This is a genomic window from Micromonospora sp. NPDC048843, assembly GCF_040649965.1.
In the GTDB taxonomy this organism is placed as follows: Bacteria; Actinomycetota; Actinomycetes; order Mycobacteriales; family Micromonosporaceae; genus Micromonospora; species Micromonospora hortensis.
The window spans coordinates 1-19,381 of record NZ_JBEZGJ010000048.1 but is presented as its reverse complement, the minus strand read 5'-3'; the positions used below and the strand labels follow the sequence as shown (position 1 = coordinate 19,381).

Annotated in this window: 16 protein-coding genes; 6 read left to right on the top strand and 10 right to left on the bottom strand. The window is 69.5% G+C overall.

What is annotated here, in order from left to right; all coding sequences use genetic code 11:
- Window positions 1–27 precede the first annotated feature (27 nt).
- Window positions 28–2,898 carry a BTAD domain-containing putative transcriptional regulator gene (locus AB0C20_RS14235; RefSeq protein WP_357568127.1) on the bottom strand — a complete coding sequence of 957 codons (2,871 nt, stop codon included), beginning with the start codon at window positions 2,896–2,898 and terminating at the stop codon, window positions 28–30.
- Between the two features lie 385 nt (window positions 2,899–3,283).
- On the bottom strand, window positions 3,284–3,724 hold the full coding sequence (locus tag AB0C20_RS14230; protein WP_357568126.1) for a VOC family protein: 441 nt from the start codon (window positions 3,722–3,724) through the stop codon (window positions 3,284–3,286).
- Window positions 3,725–3,873: 149 nt separating this feature from the next.
- On the opposite strand from AB0C20_RS14230, the gene AB0C20_RS14225 reads away from it, so the two are divergent.
- Window positions 3,874–4,152 (top strand): hypothetical protein, encoded by a 279-nt coding sequence (locus tag AB0C20_RS14225; protein WP_357186660.1) that lies wholly within the window; start codon window positions 3,874–3,876, stop codon window positions 4,150–4,152.
- A gap of 7 nt (window positions 4,153–4,159) precedes the next feature.
- On the opposite strand, the gene AB0C20_RS14220 is transcribed toward AB0C20_RS14225, so the two are convergent.
- Entirely contained in the window at window positions 4,160–4,912 is a 753-nt protein-coding gene (locus AB0C20_RS14220; protein ID WP_357186663.1) for an MBL fold metallo-hydrolase, read from the bottom strand.
- Window positions 4,913–5,482: 570 nt separating this feature from the next.
- Between AB0C20_RS14220 and AB0C20_RS14215 the strand changes: the two genes are divergently transcribed.
- Both AB0C20_RS14215 and AB0C20_RS14210 read left to right on the top strand, forming a co-directional pair.
- Window positions 5,483–5,851 (top strand): nuclear transport factor 2 family protein, encoded by a 369-nt coding sequence (locus AB0C20_RS14215; RefSeq protein ID WP_357568125.1) that lies wholly within the window; start codon window positions 5,483–5,485, stop codon window positions 5,849–5,851.
- A gap of 263 nt (window positions 5,852–6,114) precedes the next feature.
- Window positions 6,115–6,591 (top strand): hypothetical protein, encoded by a 477-nt coding sequence (locus AB0C20_RS14210; protein ID WP_357186668.1) that lies wholly within the window; start codon window positions 6,115–6,117, stop codon window positions 6,589–6,591.
- Between the two features lie 624 nt (window positions 6,592–7,215).
- Here AB0C20_RS14210 and AB0C20_RS14205 read toward each other — a convergent pair.
- The 3 genes from AB0C20_RS14205 to metH all read right to left on the bottom strand — a co-directional run bounded on the left by AB0C20_RS14205 (window position 7,216) and on the right by metH (window position 12,142).
- Window positions 7,216–7,506: a DUF2625 family protein gene (locus AB0C20_RS14205; protein ID WP_357186671.1), complete on the bottom strand. Its 291-nt coding sequence runs from the start codon at window positions 7,504–7,506 to the stop codon at window positions 7,216–7,218.
- An 86-nt stretch (window positions 7,507–7,592) separates the two neighbouring features.
- Window positions 7,593–8,255 (bottom strand): hypothetical protein, encoded by a 663-nt coding sequence (locus AB0C20_RS14200; protein ID WP_357186674.1) that lies wholly within the window; start codon window positions 8,253–8,255, stop codon window positions 7,593–7,595.
- Window positions 8,256–8,626: 371 nt separating this feature from the next.
- Complete coding sequence (metH, locus tag AB0C20_RS14195; protein WP_357186677.1) at window positions 8,627–12,142, bottom strand: methionine synthase; 3,516 nt, start codon at window positions 12,140–12,142, stop codon at window positions 8,627–8,629.
- Window positions 12,143–12,403: 261 nt separating this feature from the next.
- On the opposite strand from metH, the gene AB0C20_RS14190 reads away from it, so the two are divergent.
- The 3 genes from AB0C20_RS14190 to AB0C20_RS14180 all read left to right on the top strand — a co-directional run bounded on the left by AB0C20_RS14190 (window position 12,404) and on the right by AB0C20_RS14180 (window position 15,663).
- Window positions 12,404–13,273 carry a PAC2 family protein gene (locus AB0C20_RS14190; RefSeq protein WP_030332815.1) on the top strand — a complete coding sequence of 290 codons (870 nt, stop codon included), beginning with the start codon at window positions 12,404–12,406 and terminating at the stop codon, window positions 13,271–13,273.
- 124 nt (window positions 13,274–13,397) lie between these two features.
- The gene (locus tag AB0C20_RS14185) at window positions 13,398–14,189 is read left to right on the top strand and encodes a GntR family transcriptional regulator (RefSeq protein ID WP_357186681.1); all 792 of its coding nucleotides are present in this window, start codon (window positions 13,398–13,400) and stop codon (window positions 14,187–14,189) included.
- Between the two features lie 268 nt (window positions 14,190–14,457).
- Window positions 14,458–15,663 carry an acetylhydrolase gene (locus AB0C20_RS14180; protein ID WP_357568124.1) on the top strand — a complete coding sequence of 402 codons (1,206 nt, stop codon included), beginning with the start codon at window positions 14,458–14,460 and terminating at the stop codon, window positions 15,661–15,663.
- Between the two features lie 25 nt (window positions 15,664–15,688).
- On the opposite strand, the gene mshC is transcribed toward AB0C20_RS14180, so the two are convergent.
- The 4 genes from mshC to AB0C20_RS14160 all read right to left on the bottom strand — a co-directional run bounded on the left by mshC (window position 15,689) and on the right by AB0C20_RS14160 (window position 19,255).
- The gene (gene mshC, locus AB0C20_RS14175) at window positions 15,689–16,927 is read right to left on the bottom strand and encodes a cysteine--1-D-myo-inosityl 2-amino-2-deoxy-alpha-D-glucopyranoside ligase (RefSeq protein WP_357568123.1); all 1,239 of its coding nucleotides are present in this window, start codon (window positions 16,925–16,927) and stop codon (window positions 15,689–15,691) included.
- 66 nt (window positions 16,928–16,993) lie between these two features.
- Window positions 16,994–17,812, bottom strand: a complete 819-nt coding sequence (locus AB0C20_RS14170) for an SCO1664 family protein (protein ID WP_357568122.1) — start codon at window positions 17,810–17,812, stop codon at window positions 16,994–16,996.
- Window positions 17,809–18,393: a DUF3090 domain-containing protein gene (locus AB0C20_RS14165; protein ID WP_357186688.1), complete on the bottom strand. Its 585-nt coding sequence runs from the start codon at window positions 18,391–18,393 to the stop codon at window positions 17,809–17,811. Before AB0C20_RS14165 ends, AB0C20_RS14170 begins: the two co-directional genes overlap by 4 nt.
- A gap of 157 nt (window positions 18,394–18,550) precedes the next feature.
- The gene (locus AB0C20_RS14160; RefSeq protein ID WP_238682281.1) at window positions 18,551–19,255 is read right to left on the bottom strand and encodes an MSMEG_4193 family putative phosphomutase; all 705 of its coding nucleotides are present in this window, start codon (window positions 19,253–19,255) and stop codon (window positions 18,551–18,553) included.
- Window positions 19,256–19,381 lie beyond the last annotated feature (126 nt).

The following is a 19,381-nucleotide window of genomic DNA, read 5'->3' as shown; positions in this document are numbered from 1 at the left end:
TGCGAACCGCCCTGGGTGGCTCTCTGCTCAGCGAGGTTTGGTCAGCGCGGTCGGGTCGGCTGGCGGCCTCACGAAGCCAGCCGACCGCGGGCGAGCATCTGCAAGCACGCCCTGACTCGCGGCGAGCTTGTCGCGGACCTGTTCGACCTCCGGATGCCCGATCGCCGTGAGGATCTCCAGGGCGCGCAGCCAGCAGAGGTTGGCGGCCTCCGGGTGGCCGAGGGCCTGCTGGGTGTCACCAAGGTGCCGTAGGGCCTCCGCCTCGTTGTAGCGGTGGCCCAGTTCCCGGTTGAGTTCCAGCGCCCGGCGGTAACAGCGGGCCGCCCGCTGGTAGCGACCGAGATGGTGATGGGCGTAGCCGAGCGTGTCCCAACTGTTCGCCTCACCGGTACGGTCCCCAAGCTGACGTTGCAGGACGACAGCCTGCTGGCAGTAGCGGACCGTCTCCTGGTACTCCCCGAGCATCGCGTGATCCCAACCGAGCGCGTTGAGAGCGCGAGCCGCACCTGCCTGATGCCCGTTGTCGCGGAACAGCTTCAGCGCGCGTTGGTCATGGCGCAACGCTGCCGCCTGATCGCCTTCCTTGTCGCTGACCCAGCTCAATGTCAACAGCGCGTGTGCCTGGCCGACCCGGTCGGCGAGTTCGTCCAGCAACGTCAGTGCGCGTTCCAGGTGAGCCCGGGCCAATTCGAGCCGGCCGGTCTCCGAGTAGGCGGGAACGATGTCCTGGTGCGCCTGCGCCTGCGCGGCCCGGTCACCATTGCGCTCGGCGACAGCCAACGCGCGGTTCTGCACGGCGATGAGGTCCTCCCAGTGCCCCCGGCGACCCAGAAAGGTGGTCAGTGCCCCGGCGAGCTGCCAGACGTACCGGTCAAGCCCGTCCCTGGCGGCCAGCTCGACCACCTGCCTCAGCACGGCGTACTCCTCGGTGAACCAGGTCAACGCCTGGGCGTTGTCCGCTGGCTCCTCCGGCTGAACGCCCGCCTGGACTGGCTGTGGCTCGCTCGGATTCCGCAGCGGGGACAGCCGCCGGTCGGCGCACTGAGCGCTGTGGAGGTAGTGCTCCACGATCCGGTGCAGGGCGTCGCGGCGCGTCTCCGCAGGCTCCGACTCAACCAGTTCGGCCGCGTACGCCCGCAGCAGGTCGTGGCAGGTGTACCTGCCCGGCACCCACTCCACCAGAAGCTGCGCCCGGGTCAGTTCAGCGAGGATGCCACGTACCTGCCGTTCCGGCACGGCGGCGAGGCTGGCGGCGGCCCGTACCGAGGTGTCCGGCCCGGGGTGCAGCCCGAGCAGGCGGAACAGCCGCGCCGCCGGCTCGCCGAGCGCGCGGTACGACCAGGAGAACACCGACCGTAGGTCGGTGGCCGGGTCCCCGCTGCCTGAGAAGCCGTCAAGGCCGCCCTGCAGATCGGCCAATTCCCGGCCGAGCGCGGCGAGCGGGAACCCGGGCCGGGTCGCCGCGCGGGCCGCCACGATCGCCAGCGCCAGCGGCAACCCGGAACACCGCTCGACGATGTCGTCCACCGGCTGCGGTTCGGACTCCACCCGGTCGCCGCTGAGCCGACGTGCCAGCAGCTCCCGGGCGTCAGCGGTGCTGAGGAGGTCGAGCGTGACCGGGTGGGCGCCCTCGACCGCCACCAAGCCGGACAACTGCTGTCGGCTGGTCACCACCACCACGCAGCCCGCGACACCGGGCAGCAACGGACGGACCTGCTCGGCGTCGCGGGCGTTGTCGAGCACGATCAGCATTCGCCGACCGGCGACGATGCTGCGGTACAACCCGACCTGCGCGTCCAGATCCAGCGGCACCGCATCGGGCGGCACACCGAGGGCGTCGAGGAAGCCGCGTAGCGCTACCGCCGGTGGCAGCGCCTCCGCGGTGGGCTCGAAGCCGCGCAGGTTGACAGCCAACTGTCCGTCGGGAAACCGGTCTAGGTTGTCGTGGGCCCACCGCAACGTGAGCCAGGTCTTACCGATCCCACCCATCCCCGCGACAGTCATGACGGCGGGCCCGCTTTCGGGCTGGCGGTCCACGGCATGGGTCAGCGCCGCCAGCTCACGAGCCCGACCAGCGAAGTGCGCCGGCGGCGGTGGCAGTTGTCGGGGCGGGTGAGCCGTGGCCGGCTCAGTAGGTGCCCGCACCACGGCCGAGGCGGCGAACTCACGATCGCCGTGGAGGATCCGGAGAAACAGCTCCTGCAGGTCACGCCCCGGGTCGATGCCCAAGACGTCGGCCAGGCGTTGCCGGATCTGGTGGTACTGGTCGAGGGCTTCCGCCTGTCGACCGGAGCGGGACAGCGCCAGCATGAGCTGGCCGGCGAGACGCTCGTCCAATGGCTGTTCGGCCAGTTCACGCGACAGCTCGGACAACAACGCCGAATGCTGACCGCGACGCAGGGCGATGTCGGTACGGTCGCGCTCGGCGGCCAGCCGCGTCTGACGCAGAGCGGTACGCAGGGTGTTGAACCAGGGGGTGTCCAGGCGCGCGAACGGGTCACCGCGCCACAGCCCGATCGCCTCGTCGAACTGCCGCAGCGCGTCGTCGTCGTCCACGGCGAGCCGGACGCGGGAGACCAACTCCTGGAAACGGTGCAGATCCACCATCAGGGGATCGACCTTGAGCAGGTAACCGCCCTGTTGCCTGACGATGGCGACGTCGTCGGCGCTCCTCAGACAGCGCCGTAACCGGGAGAGGTAGCTGTAGAGCGCACCGTGTGCGCGTTGCGGCGGCCGGTCCACCCACACCCTGTCGAGCAACTGGTCGACGTGAACGACCTTGTTTGCCTCGACCAGCAGAACTGCCAGCACGCATCGCTGACGGACATGCCCCAGGTCAATCGCATTGCCGTCGATGAAGGCCTCGACATCGCCCAGCAGCCTGAATTGCGCGACCATGAGCCCCCACTGTTCGCACCTGCCCCCACCAGCAGATTCAAGCTTCCCACAAAGTTTGTTCAAGGGGCGTCCGCTAGGTGACGGGCCGGGTCGTGCGGAACGAATCCGAACGCTCCGAAGATCGCTTCAGTGGCTTGTTCAGACACAGTCCACCCAGGACTTACGAGGGGTCGATCTCGAATGATGGACAGGCCAGGTCCGTTTCTAAATGCGACCACAAGGTGGGATCACACCGAATGCGACGGATGGGCCGGCCAGTAGGCAAGCCTCCGGCCGACCTGACGGACCGGCTGATCAAATCCGTATTTTCGGAATGCACGTGGCAATGCCGGAGACGCGGCGGTGATGGGCCGCGAGCCGGATCCGTAGTCGGCGGCGTCGAGTCTCAGGTGAGCTGTTCGGCCAGTCCGACGAGGATGCCCTCCGGGCCGCGGACGTAGCAGAGCCGGTAGACGTCCTCGTACTGCTCCAACTCCCCCACGAGTTCGGCGCCGTGGCCGCGCAGCCGGGTGATCACGTCCTCGATGTCGTCGACGGCGAACATGATCCGTCGAATGCCCAGCGTGTTCGCCGGCGCGTTCTTCGGTTCCCCGCCGATCGCCGTCGGTCGGTGGAACATCGCCAGCTCGACCTTGCCGTGGCCGTCCGGGGTCCGCAGCATCGCGACCTCCTGCCGGACGTCGTCGATCCCGATGACGCGCTCCACCCACCGCCCCTCGACCGGCCCTCGCCCCTCCAGTTCCATGCCGAGTTCGACGAAGAACGCGATGACCGCGTCGAGGTCCTCGACAACGATGAGGACGTTGTCCATCCGCTGGATCGCCATGCTGAATCTCCCTGCTCTGGTGCGGTCACGGTGACCGCATCCTCCCCGAGGACGGAGCCACCCGGCCGTTCTCGACATGAAGAACGGGCTGTCTGCCGCGGGACGGCCCCCACCAGCCGTCATCCACGGGGGGCTGGAAGGCTGAGTGAGTGGGACTGCGGAACGAGTTGGCGGCGAGGCTTGCCGAGGAACGCCTTGCCGAATGGCAACGCGTCGACTACGGCGCCTGGCGGGCGATGCTCGGCGACAAGGACCTGAACACCGTTCTCGGCGCGGACGGTACGCGGTACAACGTGGTGAGCTACGCCCTTGATGACGGCGACGGGCGCATCCGCATGTCGGTCGCCGTGGATCACGGGATCTGGTCGGCATTCGTACCGCTGGTGCGTGACGAGATCATGAATCCGGACGGCACGTTCGTCGAGTGAGGGGCAGTCAGCTATCTGGCGTCCCCAGCATCAGGGTGAACCCTTCCTCAGCCGCCAGTACGGCACCGTCGAACTCCACCTGTGCGGCGGCCACCGCAGCTGCCCGATCATTGCCCGGCCAGAAGTGGGTGAGCATCAGGCGGCGGGCACCCGCCCGGCGAGCCCACAGACCGGCTTCGCTGGAGGTCATGAGGTTACGGGTGGGACGGCTGGTCTCGCCGTCGTGGTCCGTCGCCTCGACGATGAACAGGTCGGCGCCACGACCCAGCTCGGCCAACGCGGGAGTCGGCCCGGTGTCCCCGGAATAGGCCAGGGCAATCCCGTCGGCCTGAAGCCGAATGCCGGCGTTGGGCACGAAGTGCGGTAGAGACAGCCCGCTAAGGTCGAACGGCCCGACCCGGTAGCTGCCGGGCAGGGGGTGCAGGTCGAATACCGCGTGCAGGTCGACGTCGGGTTCCAAGCCGCTGAGCCGGTCGAGCACGCCGGGTGGGCAGAACAACGGCAGCCGTGGTCCCCCAGGTTGGCCGTAGAACCGCATCCTGAACAGACCGTGCAGGTCGACGCAGTGATCCGGGTGCTCGTGGGTGATGACGACAGCGTCCACCGCACCATCGGGCCAGTGCCTGAGAAACCGCGGCAACGTGGCGTAGCCCAGGTCAAGCACCACGCGGAAGCCGTCCCAGTCCACCGCGAAGCCGCTACAGGCACGGCCTGGTTCGGGAAAGGCACCGGAACTGCCGAGCACGGTGACCTGTCGCATCCGCACAGCGTGTCATCTCCTGAGGTGGGATGGACAACCGCTGGTATGGGATGCGGCCCGCCTTGAGCCACCGGAAGACGCACCGGCACAAGTGAACGGTGACTCTGGTCCCGGAACGACATGATCTTGACCCGCTGTCCGGTCTGCCGCGGCGCGCCGCTTCCAGCAACTACTGATGTGAGCGCTGGCGTGTGGCCGACCCGGTGATAGCGATCGACGCGCCGGCGGGGCTTGAGCTTTTCCGCTAAGCGCTTCAGATGGAGATTCAGCCCGGCCGACCTCGAAGACCTGATGGCCCGGATCGAGCGACACGAACAGAAAGAGCAGAACCCCCAGCAACCCGCCGGCTGCGACAATCAGCCTGCCGCACGCCCTGGCCGCATAACCCTGAAGAATCTACGGTTTCAAGCACTAAGTTGCGCGGGAACCACGACATTTGCCTCCCGATTCACACTCTCGTCGACGCGGCTACGGTTGGGTAGAAACCAATCGCCTGCGCACCAATACCGGACACCGGTCATTGAACGCCGTCACGGTCTTCTTCTGTCCAACGCCAGTAGGGTTGGGGGCATGAGCGCCCTCACCGTCTACATCAACGCCTGGAACAGCAACGACACGGAGAGCATCGCCGCGACGGTCACACCTGATGCCGTCGTGACCGAAAGCTACGGACCCGTTTACCACGGGCAGGAGCGCATCCGAGAGTGGGCGGACATGTGGTTTGGCCGGGGCAGCCGTGTTCTGAACTGGGTCATCACGAACGAGTTCACCTCTGGTGACACGACCGTGGCTGAGTGGCGCTTCGACTACCGCGAGGAGAACGAGGATCGGTCCTTCGAGGGCTTGACGATCGCCACCGTACGGGATGGAAAGATCGCGGCGCTGCGCGAGTACGCCACGACCGCTGACTTGTACACGTGGGAAGGCGAGTGGAAGTAGGCAGCACTTCACGGCCTCGTCCACGATCGGAACGAAACCGATCGGTTTCGCGCCACCGGCCCGCTCCGTTTCTCATCTCGCAGTCCTCATTGGACGCCGACCGGCGCGAGAACCGCGACATCCAGCCTCGCGATTCACAGGCTGAACCAGATCGAAATCTCTCGATCACAGCCCCCTGGCTGCGACAACCAGCCTCTGCCCCACGCGCCCTGGCCGCATAACCCACTCGGTCAGTCACCCGGCAAGTCGCTAGGGTCCCTGCCATGGCGTCCTTCACCCCTGCGGAGACCGAACGGCAGTGGGACTACGAGCTGCTTCAGGACGGCGCAGTCTCCGGCTTCCAGGATGAGAAGCAACTCGACCGCGTCGTGAGCGAGCTGATGAGTCTCGGATACGGCGTCGCTCAGGCTCGCGGTGGCAACGGAACGGGCCTGCTCGGAGAGCTCCTCTCCCAGGTGACGATGCGGTACTGCGGCTGGTCGGTCCAGAACCTGGACGCCTTCTGTGACGCCCTGCGCTACATCGACTTCACCGGCGTCACGGGCTGGGCTCTGGCCATCCGCCAGTTCGACGAGACGTTCAAAGCCGACCCGCACTGGGCCCGGACCATGGCCGACACCATCGCCCAGGTCTCGTACGAGCACCTACTCATGGGAAACCGACTCCTCGTGTTGCTGCAAAGCCGCGATGAGAACGTGACGCTCGGCCGACTCGGCGGTCACGAGCACTCGTGGCGCTAGCCCTGTGGCTGTGGGCGTAGAACTGCTGTCAGCTTGGGAGTCAGGTTGCTTGTCTCGGCTCGGCCGCTACCGATGGGCCCCCGACGGCTCCCTTCCTCGGGGCAGCACTTCATCTTCCGCGCCGCATCCCCACCACGAACGGCGGTGACTTGCCCCATGGCGGGGCGAGCCGCCGGTCAACGCATCCACGTCGGCACAAACCCACACCGTCGAAGGCGCCGACACAGCGTTCCGCATCCACGACGGCGACCAGCTCATCGCGGAGGTCCCCCGGGCGAACCAAGAGCTGTCGAGGCTGACCTCGTGCATTGTCCCGTCCGGTCCCATCCGGAACGTCCGCGGCGGGCCCATAGCCCGTAGTGCCTTCGCGTATCCAGCTTCACGCGCGGCCTGCACCTCGCCGGACGGGTCGGTCACGCGGAAGCCGTGCAGATGCACCGCCTCGGCGTCGATGTCGTCCGACTCGGGGTGCCGTCCCCGAGTTGCCCGCCCCGCCAGCCCTCACCCACCACGGCATCCGCACCGTGCGGGTTGAACGCCGCGCCAGCTGCCGAGGACTCCGGGTGCTGAGGAACGCCACCATGACACCACGTCCGAACGTCGAGCGGAGAGGCAGGCGGCGTTCTATAGGAGGCCGAGCTGACGGGCCGCATCCTGATGAGCCGAAACGAGTTCAGCAAGCCGAATCGGCTTGCGAGACACTGCCGAAAGACTCTTGCCCTCCATGGTCCACGGCGGCAGCAACGCGCTGATCCCCTGATCCAGAGCAACACTGGCCACCTCAGTTTCCCACCCCGGCCACCGCAAGCCCTGATAGAACTGAGTCACGGCACCGGCGAGCATCGCCTCCAGCCAGTCGCCGTACCCAAGCTCAAGATCCTGCCAGGCCAGATCCTCCGGACCGAAGTAGTGCACGGTCGGCCTTACACCCGGCTCCGCCTGCAACCACTACGGTGACAGGACCGCAATCGCGGCAGGTTCGTCCGGGTTGACCCAGGGGCCTATGCCGCCGTGGTCGGGTAGCCGTACTCATTTGCCTTCTCGCGCAGGTCGGCCAGTTCGACTTCCGGATTGAGCGCGCTTACGGCTGCGTCGGTCAGTGGACGGAGCGCAACGACGTGTTCAACCGCAGCGCGATCCAAGTCGATTTCGAAGACATCCTTGGCGTGCTCGATGTACTCCGAGACGATGTCGTCGCAGAGGATGTCGAGCAGCCATGAGCCGTCTGGGTCGACCTCATCGTCGTCCGCAGGTGAGAAGTCGATGTCGTTGCCGGCATGCCACCGCTCGTCGTTGGTGCGCCGCCAGAGGACGAAGGTGGCGTCAAGAGTGCCGTCCTGCCGGCAGAACGCAGGCTCGTACACCTGCTTCTGGAACTGCTCAGGCAGTCCGTCGATGAGGCCCGGCCACAGCCGCCCGTCGGTGTGGCTGAACATCGACGACTCATGGTAGATACCCCGGACGAATACGCCGTTGGCGGCGAAGACGATGTCGTACTCCTCGCCGCTGCCGTTGCGCATCGACGCCGCCTCGTCCTCGCCCCATTCGCGGTCGTAGGCGTAGTAGTCGCCCCCGACGATCGCATCGAGCATCGCCAGGGCTTTGCAGCGCTCGCGCAACACGTCGATGGAAGGCAGCCGCGCGGCGATGTCGTAGACGGTCACGCCGGGAGCCTATGTCCCGACGGCGAACCAGCGCTGCAAGTCGCCATGCCCTCCGGCAGCCGACCGAGCCAGGACCCAGCGGCATCACGGCCACGGCAAGAACCGCAGCCGAAGCGCGGGCAAGGGACGCGCTACCGCGTCCGGTACCTCGCTCCGGACGGCAGAGAGAAGTCGCAGTCATTCCCCGACAAGAAGACACGCATCTCCGACCGACCAGTGAGGACCGAACGCGGCGCGCCATCGACACCGCGTTCGGCGAGAACCAGGCCGCCAAGGACGGCCCGGAAGCCGTTGACGGCCTGGAGACGGCATGATCACGGCTAAGCGGCCTTCCGGACGGCCTCAGGTGCAGGTCAGGGCACCTGCGCCCGTTACTTGGCGTTGAAGTAGTTGGCCTCCGGGTGGTGGACCACGATCGCGTCGGTGGCCTGCTCCGGCATGAGCTGGAACTCCTCGGACAGCTCGACCCCGATCCGGTCCGCGCCGAGCAGATCCATGATCTTCGCCCGGTCCTCCAGATCGGGGCAGGCCGGGTAACCGAACGCGTACCGGCAGCCCCGGTAGTCGTTGTGCAGGATGCCGGCCAGGTCCGCCGGGTCGTCGTGCCCGAGCGGACGGCCGTCGGGCAGGGTCATCTCGGCACGGATGCGCTGGTGCCAGTATTCGGCGAGCGCCTCGGTGAGCTGCACGGAGAGGCCGTGCACCTCCAGGTAGTCGCGGTACTCGTTGCGGGCGAACAGCTTCGCCGCGTACTCGCTGACCGGCTGGCCGACGGTGACCAGTTGCAACGCGACCACATCGAGCTGGTCGCCCTGAGGCCTGAAGAAGTCCGCCAGGCAGAGCCGCCGCTCCTGCCGCTGCCGGGGGAAGGAGAACCGGGCGCGCTCCGCGTGCCCGTTCTCGTCGAGCACCACAAGGTCATTGCCTTCGGAGTACGCGGGGAAGTAGCCGTACACCACGGCTGCCTCAAGGACCTGGTCGGCGATCAGCCGGTCCAGCCAGTACCGCAGCCGCGGTCGGCCCTCGGTCTCGACCAGCTCCTCGTAGGAGGGTCCGCTGCCGCCCCGGACGCCGCGCAGCCCCCACTGCCCGGAGAAGGTGGCCCGCTCGTCGAGCAGCGCCGCGTAGTCGGCCATCGGCACGCCCTTGACGACCCGGGTGCCGAAGAACGGCGGGGTGGGCACCGACACGTCGGCGGCCACGTCGGAGCGGACCGACGAGTCGTGCAGCTCCGGCAGCGACGTGGTGACCATCGAGCGCTGCCGTTCCCGGCGCGCCCGCCGGGCCGCGAGCGCGGCCTCCCGCTCCGGGTCGATCACCGGGGCGCCGCCGCGCTTGGCGGTCATCACCCGGTCCATCAGGGACAGGCCCTCGAACGCGTCCCGCGCGTAGTGCACCTGCCCGGGGAACGTCGACCGGAGGTCGTCCTCGACGTACGCGCGGGTCAGCGCCGCGCCGCCCAGCAGGACCGGCCAGCGCTCCGCGACCCCGCGGGTGGCCATCTCGGCCAGGTTCTCCTTCATGATGACAGTGCTCTTGACCAGCAGCCCGGACATGCCGATCGCGTCGGCGCGGTGCTGCTCGGCGGCGTCCAGGATGGCGCTGATCGGCTGCTTGATGCCGATGTTCACCACCTCGTAGCCGTTGTTGGACAGGATGATGTCGACAAGGTTCTTACCGATGTCGTGCACGTCGCCGCGCACCGTGGCGAGCACGATGCGGCCCTTGCCGCCGTCCTCGAGGGTCTCCATGTGCGGCTCCAGGTAGGCCACCGCGGTCTTCATCACCTCGGCCGACTGGAGCACGAACGGCAACTGCATCTGGCCGGAGCCGAACAGCTCACCGACCACCTTCATGCCGTCCAGCAAGATGTCGTTGATGATCGACAGTGGGGACCGGCCGCCGGCCATCGCCTCGTCCAGGTCGGCCTCCAGGCCGTTGCGCTCACCGTCGATGATCCGCCGCTTGAGGCGCTCGTCCAACGGCAGCGCGGCCAACTCCTGTGCCCTGCTGGCTCGGGCGCTGGTCACGTCGACGCCCTCGAAGAGCTCCAGGAAACGCTGTACCGGGTCGTACCCCTCGCGACGCCGGTCGTACACCAGGTCCAGGGCGACGTCGCGCTGCTCGTCGGGGATCTTCGACATCGGCAGGATCTTGCTGGCGTGCACGATCGCCGAGGACAGGCCGGCCTGCACACACTCGTGCAGGAACACCGAGTTGAGCACCTGCCGGGCCGCCGGGTTGAGCCCGAACGAGATGTTCGAGATGCCCAGGGTGAAGTTGACACCCGGGTAGCGGCGGGAGATCTCCCGGATCGCCTCGATCGTCTCGATGCCGTCGCGGCGGGTCTCCTCCTGGCCGGTGGCGATCGGGAAGGTCAGCGCGTCGATCAAAATGTCGGAGCGGTCCACGCCCCAGCGGCCGGTCAGGTCGTCGATCAACCGTGCCGCGACCCGGACCTTCCACTCCTGGGTACGGGCCTGGCCCTCCTCGTCGATGAGCAGCGCCACCACCGCCGCGCCGTGCTCACGGACGATCGGCATCACCCGCGCGTACCGGGACTCGGGGCCATCACCGTCCTCGAAGTTCACCGAGTTGACCACGCAGCGACCGCCGAGCATCTCCAAGCCGGCCTCCACCACGTTTGGTTCGGTGGAGTCCAGCATGATCGGCAGCGTCGACGCGGTGGCGAACCGGCCGGCCAACTCCCGCATGTCCTGCGTGCCGTCGCGGCCGACGTAGTCCACGCACAGGTCGAGCAGGTGCGAGCCGTCGCGCGCCTGACTGCGGGCGATCTCCACACAGGCCCGCCAGTCGCCGGCGAGCATCGCGTCCCGGAACGCCTTCGAGCCGTTGGCGTTGGTCCGCTCCCCAACCATCAGCACCGACGCGTCCTGGGCGAAGGGCACCGGGTGGTAGACCGAGGAGACGCCCGCCTCGTGGCGGGGCTCGCGGGCCGGGGCGGTGACGCCGTGCAGCCGCTCGGACAGCACCCGGATGTGCTCCGGGGTGGTGCCGCAGCACCCGCCGATCAGACCCACGCCGTACTCGGTGATGAACCGCTCCAGGGCCTCGCCCAGCTCCACGGGAGTCAGCGGGAAGTACGCCCCGTCGGCGGTCAGCACCGGTAGGCCGGCGTTCGGCATCACCGACAGCGGGATGCGGGAGTGCTGCGACAGGTAGCGCAGGTGTTCGCTCATCTCGGCCGGGCCGGTCGAGCAGTTGAGCCCGATCAGGTCCACGCCGAGCGGCTCGATCGCGGCGAGGGCCGCCCCGATCTCGCTGCCGACCAGCATGGTGCCGGTGGTCTCCACCGCCACGTGACAGATGATCGGCACCGACTGGCCCAGCTCGGCCATCGCCCGCTTCGACCCGACCACTGCCGCCTTGACCTGGAGCAGGTCCTGGCAGGTCTCGATGATCAGCGCGTCCGCGCCGCCAACGATCAGACCCGCGGCGTTCTCCTGGTAGGCGTCGCGCAGGGTCGAGTAGGCGGCGTGCCCGAGGGTGGGCAGCTTGGTGCCCGGCCCGATCGAGCCGAGCACGAACCGGGGCCGCTGCGGGGTGCTGGCCGCGTCGGCGGCCTCCCGGGCGATCCGGGCGCCCGCCTCGGACAACTCGCGGATGCGGTGCGGGATGTCGTACTCGGCGAGGTTGGCGAGGTTGGCCCCGAAGGTGTTGGTCTCCACGCAGTCGGCACCGACGGCCAGGTAGGCGTCGTGCACCCCGCGCACCACGTCCGGGCGGGTGACGTTGAGGATCTCGTTGCACCCCTCCAGCCCGTCGAAGTCGTCGAGCGTGAGGTCCGCGGCCTGAAGCATCGTGCCCATCGCGCCGTCGGCGATGAGAATCCGCTCAGCCAGCACATCCATCAATGAAGTCCGCACCCGTTCAGGTTAGTGCGATTCGGCCGGACTCCACGACCATCCTCGAGCGATCCCCTATTGTGTCACGGGGATCACCCTGTCTGGTTCGTTCGGGTATGACCTGCTGCCGGAGCGGCCGACCGGCGCGGCCGACGGGCCGCACCCTCGCCCTGCACGTAGGCTGACGGACGTGAAGGACAACAGGGACGCCGCCGTGCCACACGGTATGACGACCGGGCGCGGTCCCGGCGTCAGCCGCGACGAGCAGGGTGAGGTGACGGCGTGACCGAGTTCGACGGACTGCCGGTGCTGCGGTCCCCGGTGGCGATCGCCGCGTTCGAGGGCTGGAATGACGCCGCCGACGCGTCCACCGCCGCGGTCGAGCACCTGGAGCAGGTCTGGAACGCCCGGCAGATCGCCGAGCTGGATCCGGAGGACTTCTACGACTTTCAGGTCAGCCGGCCCACCATCACCATGGCCGACGGGGAGACCCGGCGGGTGGAGTGGCCGACGACCCGGTTCATGGTGGCCAGCCCAGAGGGCACCGACCGCGACGTGGTGCTGATCCGCGGCATCGAGCCCAGCATGCGCTGGCGGACGTTCTGCGAGCAGGTGCTGGAGATCTGCCACAGCCTGGAGGTGGAACGGGTGGTGCTGCTCGGCGCGTTGCTGGCCGACGTGCCGTACACCCGGCCGCTGCCGATCAGCGGCAGCGCCTCCGACGCGCAGGCTGCCGAGCGCTACCAGCTCACCCCCACCCGGTACGACGGGCCGACCGGCATCGTCGGCGTGCTGCACGACGCCTGCACCCGCGCCGAGGTGGACGCCGTCTCGTTCTGGGTGCACGTGCCGCACTACGCCAACAACCCGCCCTGCCCGAAGGCCACCCTCGCCCTGCTGCACCGGGTCGAGGAGGTCGTCGACCTGCCGGTGCCGATGGCCGACCTGGCCGAGGAGTCCGCCGAGTGGGAGCAGCGGGTGCGCAGCGCCGCCGAGCAGGACGCCGAGCTTGGCGAGTACGTCCGCGAGCTGGAAGAACGGGTCGGCGACGAGGGGATCACCCCGTTGACCGGTGACGAGATCGCTCAGGAGTTCGAGAAGTACCTGCGCCGCAGGGGCGGTTCGGCCGGCCCCACCGCCGGCTCCTGGTAGCACTGTTTCGGCTGCGGGCCTTCGGACCTTTTCTGGTCCGGGGGCCCGTTTTCGCGTGTCCGGGGTGGCGCCGTCACACCCGCTAGGGCATCCTAGGAACCTAGATGTGATCAAGGAGGCGGGTGTGCAGATCAATCCCGGGGCCGCCGAGTTCCCGCACCGACAGATCGCCGCGCAGCTCAAGGCCCAGGTCCGCCGCGGCGACTGGGGGCCGGGCGAGCGGCTGCCGTCCATCCCGGCCATCGCCGAGATGTTCGGCGTCGCCAAGCAGACGGTGCAACGCGCCGTGGACCAGCTGCGGGTCGAGGGCATCCTGATCACCAAACCCGGCTCCGGTACGTACGTCCGGGGCACCCGCCGCCGGCTCAACCGCCTCTCCCGAGGCCGGTACGGCGGCTTCCGCGGTTACCACACCGACTTGGCCGCCCGATACCGTCAACAGCTCGTCTCCGTGGGGCACGCCCCCGCCCCCGCCGAGGTGGCCGACGCCTTCGGCGTGTCCGACGGCACCAACCTGCTCTGCCGGCGGCACCTCGTCCGCACCGAAGACTCCCCCGTCGAGGTGGGCGCCTCCTGGTTCCTGCCCCGCGACACCGCCGGCACCTCGCTGGAGCGCACCGAGGCGTTCGGCCGGCCGCTCTACCAGGAGGCCGAGGAAGCCACCGGACGGCGGTACGTCTCGGCCACCGACACGATCAGCGCCCGCCAACCGAGCCGGGAGGAGGCCGAGACCCTCCAGATCCGGCCGGACACACCGGTGCTACACCTGCTGCACATCGCGTACGACGCGCACCGCAAGCCGATCGAGGTGTCCCAGGCGACCTGGCCCGGCCCCATGACCACCCTCACCGAGGAGTACAAGATCCCCGGCCCGACCCCCGACCCGGAACCCGACCCCGGCCTGGTCCTGGGCTAGCCCTCGCCCCTCGCCCCTCGCCCCTCGCCCGGCCCGGCCCGGCCCGGCGATCTTGCGCTTTCGGTCGTACTTATGCCCGTTTTGCGCCTTTCGCTGGGGCAGAAACTGCAAGATCGCGGGGCGATGGGCGGGCCAGGGTGGCCCCTGCGAATTCTCCGACATCGAAGCACGCCGTCATCGTTGCATCTATACACTCGGTGTATATACTGCGGGTATATCGATGGTCGGGCGGCCCGGTTCCGGCGTCGAGCAACCCACTGGAGGATCAATGCCAACCGTGAGACCTGTTGGTGCACGGGGGATCACGCGCCGTGGCCTTGTCGGAGCCGCGCTGGCGGTCGGGGCCGGCGTACCGGTGGGCATCGCCGGCCGCGCCACGGCGGCAATCGCCGATTCGGGCCCGGTCCGGCTCACTCTCCCCCGGCCGACCGGGCCGTACCGCGTGGGTGTGGTGCCGCTGCATCTGGTCGACAGGTCGCGGCCGGAACCGCTGGCCGGGCCGGGGCGGTATCGGGAACTGATGGTCAGCGTCTGGTATCCCGCCCGGAACGAGCGGCGCTACCCGCGTTCCCCGTGGATGACCGCCGCTTCGATGCGCATGCTGCTGGAATCCGCCGGCTTCGACCCTCACGCCGCGCTGGCGCCGTTGACGGCCGGGCACGAGGGCGCCCCGGTGCGGCACCCGGGCCGGCGGTTGCCGGTGGTGCTGTACTCGCACGGCGCCGGCAGCCACCGTTCGGACACCACCATCGTGGTGCAGGAACTCGCCAGCCACGGGTACGCGGTGGTCACTGTGGACCACACGTACGACGGGTTCGGCGAGTTCCCCGACGGCCGAGTCACCGTCCAGGAGGAAGACGTCGATTCCACCCCGTGGACCTACACCCGGGACGTCCGATTCGTCCTCGATCAGATCGCCGACCTCGCCGCCGGGGGCAACCCTGACGTCGACCACGCGCCGCTGCCGACCGGGCTGGGCGCTGCCCTCGACCTGAGCCGGATCGGCATGTTCGGCTGGTCGAAGGGCGGCACCGCGACGGCCCTGACCATGGGTACCGACCGACGGGTCCGGGCGGGGCTGAGCCTGGACGCCCCGATGCTGTCGCAGCCGCTGCCCTCCGCCGACCTGAGCCGGCCGTTCATGCTGATGACGGCGGAGTTCAGCCGGGCCGCGGAGCCCGCCGTCGCCGAATTCTTCACGCACCTACGCGGATGGCGACTCAACGTCCAGGCCGCCGACGCGATCCACTCGTCCTACGGCGACAACCAGTGGCTCGTGCCGCAACTGGCACGGCTCATCGGGATGAGCGACGAGGAACTCGCCGGCTGGGTCGGCGCGCTCGACCCCGCCCGCGCGGTCCGCATCGGGCAGGCGTACCCGCTGGCGTTCTTCGACCTGCACCTGCGGCACCGGGGCGGCCACCTACTGAACGGTCCGAGCCGGTCCTTCCCCGAGGTGGCGTTCATTCCCTGACCCGATCGAGGGCGCGCCCGGGCAGTTAGAGCCGGATGCCCAGGAGGGCGTCGACAGTGTTCGCGAAGAGAGCGGGCGCTTCGGGGTCGTCGGTGGCGCCGGCGAGGGTGGCCTCGGCCCAGCGGTCGGCCGCCGCCAGGGCTCCGGGGGTGTCCAGGTCGTCGGCCAGGCGTGCGCGTACCTCGGCCAGCAGCTCGACCCCGGACGGCCCGGCGGGCGCGGCGGCGGCCCGCCGCCAACGGTCCAGGCGCTCGTGCGCGGCGGTGAGCAGGTCGCCGGTCCAGGTGCGGTCGCTGCGGTAGTGCCCGGAGATCAGCGCCAGCCGGATCGCCATCGGGTCGACCTTGTCGGCACGCAGCCGGGACACGAAGACCAGGTTGCCACGGGACTTGGACATCTTCTCGCCGTCCAGGCCGATCATGCCGGCGTGGACGTAGTGCTCGGCGAACGGCGCCTGGCCGGTGAGCCGCTCGGCGTGCGCGGCGGAGGCCTCGTGGTGCGGGAACAGCAGGTCGTTGCCGCCGCCCTGCACGTCGATCCGGTCGCCGAGCAGGTTGAGCGCGATCACCGCGCACTCGATGTGCCAGCCGGGGCGGCCCGGGCCCAGCTCGCCGCCCGGCCAGGACGGCTCGCCCTCGCGGGCGCCACGCCACAGCAGCGGGTCCAGTGGGTCCCGCTTGCCGGCCCGGTCGGGGTCGCCGCCGCGCTCGGGGAAGATCTCCAGCATCTGCTCACGGGTCAGGTTCGACTCGTAGCCGAAGCGGGGTGTGGCGGAGATGTCGAAGTAGACGTCGCCGGTGCCGTCGTCGAGCCGGTACGCGGCACCGTCCTTGAGCAGCACCTCGACCTTGTCGGCGATGTCCGGGATCGACTCGACAGCACCCACGTAGTGCGCCGGCGGGATGATCCGCAGCGCCTCCATGTCCTCCCGGAACAGCGCCGTCTCGCGCATCGCCAGGACCACCCAGTCCTCGCCGTCGCGGGCGGCCCGCTCCAGCAGTGGGTCGTCGATGTCGGTGACGTTCTGCACATAGCGCACCGGGCGGCCGGCGTCGCGCCACATCCGCTGCACCAGGTCGAACGTGATCATGGTGGCGGCGTGGCCGAGGTGCGTGGCGTCGTACGGGGTGATGCCGCAGACGTACATGCTCCCCGCGTCGGCCGGCTCACTCGGGTGGACACCCTGCCGCGCCGAGTCGTACAACGCCAGTGGCTCGCCCCTGCCCGGCAGCCGTGGCACCTCGTGTCCCGCCCAAGACTCCATGGGATCAGCCTAGCCAGCCCGGAGACAACGCCGGAGAACCCCACGGGTGATCAAGATGACAGCGGGTCACATGGGCGGCCAGGGCATCGCCGGCCAGTCCTCCGGAGGCTGGGGGAAGCAGCCGGTCTCGCGCAGCCGGTCGACCCGGGCGGCCGCCTCGGCCACCTCGCTGATCGTCAGATGGTCGGCCAACTCCGCGCCGAGCGCACCGGCGACCTGCCCGGCCAGCGCGTCGAGCATCTCCACGGCGTCCGCGGGCAGCCGCTTACCGGCCCAACCCCAGAGCACGGTGCGCAGCTTGTCCTCCACGTGGAAGCTCACCCCGTGGTCCACGCCGTAGATCCGGTCGTCGGCACCGACAAGCACGTGACCGCCCTTACGGTCGGCGTTGTTGAGCACCGCGTCGAGCACCGCGAGCCGGGCCAGCCGCGGGTCGTCGGCATGGGCGAGGGCGTACGCGGCGCCGTCGTCGTCCCGGGCCGCGGCGATCGGGATCCAGCGTGGCGGCAACTCCCCGGCGGGCAGGAAACCGACAAGTGGTTCGGCGTCCTCCGGCTCGTCGATCCAGAGCTGGCAGGAGCCGGGGCCGAACGGGCCGTCCCGCAGCACTGTGGGCGGCACCAGGTCCCATCCGGTGGCCCGGGAGACCAGGTACGCCGAGACCTCCCGACCGGCCAGGGTGCCGTCGGGAAAGTCCCAGAGGGGGCGCTCGCCCCGGACCGGCTTGTAGACGCAGCGGGCGGTCAGCCCGTCCAGCGTCAGGATGCCGCGCAGCGTCGTGTTCGACGCGTCGACCAGCCGACCCTCCAGGTCGAGGACGCCGTCACGCAGCAGCCGCAGCGCGGCGTCGCCGTCCTGGCGAGGCTGGAGGCCGGACGAGGTCACCGGTGATAACCGTTGTGCCGCGGGCAGAGGTGCCCGGCGGGGTCCAACGGTTGGCCGCAGAGCGGGCACGGTGGCCGGCCCGCGTTGACCACTCGCCGGGCCCGCTCGATGAACTGGCGGGTCGCCTGCGGGGTGAGCCGGACCCGGAGTCGATCCAGGTCCTCATCCGGCTCTTCGTCCTCGTCGTCGTCCTCGTCGTCGTCGTCCTCGTCGCCGAGCTCGACCTCGGGCTCCACCTCGCCCGCGGCGATCGCCTCGATCACCACTGTCGCGGTGTCCACGTCGAAGGCCAGCCCGAGCGTCCCGACCCGGAACTCCTCGTCGACGGGAGTGTCCAGTGGCTCGTTGTCGCCGATCACCGGCGCCAGCTCGGGCAGGTCCACCCCGAAGCGACGCTGCGCCTCGGTGAGCAGCTCCTCAAGCTTCTCGGCGAGCAGGGACACCTGGACCTTCTCCAGCGCGACGCTGACCAGCCTGCCGCCGCCGCGGGCCTGCAGGAAGAACGTGCGCTCCCCCGGCGGCCCGACAGTCCCGGCGACGAACCGCTCCGGCGGTTCGAAGGCGTGCACCTGGTGGGTCATACCCACGACCCTATCCGGCCCGCCTTGGCCTCGCGCACCCCACCGACGCGAATCGCCACAGCGGCGGCGCGCCCGGCGTACCAGGGGCTAAACCCGGGCGTGGCGGCCTTTCCGGGGTGCGCTGACGCCCCGGCCGGGGGCGGTGTCGTGACGCGCCTCACCGCGACGCACCCGCCCCACCACCGACTGCCGCGTCCGAGTCGGCAACGCGGTTCGCGCGCCGACGCCGCTTGGCCGGCGGCGGCACCAGCGCCGCCAGGTCGCCACCGGTGTCGTTGAGCCGCACCAGAAACGGACGCAGCGGCGTGAACCGGATCGCCGTCACCGACGCCGGGTCGGCCACGATCCGCTGAAAGGCATCCAGGTGTACGCCGAGCGCGTCCGCCACGATGGCCTTGATCACATCGCCGTGGCTGCACGCCAACCAGACCGCCTCGGGCCCGTGCTCGGCGTTGACCCGGGCGTCCCAGGAACGCACCGCCGCCACGGCACGCGCCGCCATCGCCGCCATCGCCTCGCCGCCCGGGAAGACCGCCGCGCTGGGGTGCTGCTGGACCACCGGCCAGAGCGGCTCCTTGGCGAGCTTCTTCAGCGGCTGACCCTCCCAGCTGCCGTAGTCGCACTCGATCAGCCCGTCCTCGACCACCGGGGCGGCCTGCGGGAGCGCCAACTCCAGGGTCTGCCGGCAGCGGATGAGCGGGCTGGTCACCACGGCGGCCAGCGGCACCGCCCGCAACCGCTCGCCGACAGCTGTGGCCTGGGCGCGCCCGGTGTCGTCCAACTCGACCGGTTGCCGACCGGCCAGGCCGCCATCGGCGTTCGCCGTGGTTCGGCCGTGTCGCAGAAGAAGAAGGGTCGCCACGGGACCACCCTATGACCTGGGCACCGCGGCGGGCCGTCGCGGGCGGCCGAAGGCGGACGAGGCCAACCCGCGCAACGCCAACAAGCACGGGCAGATCCTGGAACTGGTCGAGGACCGCAACGACAA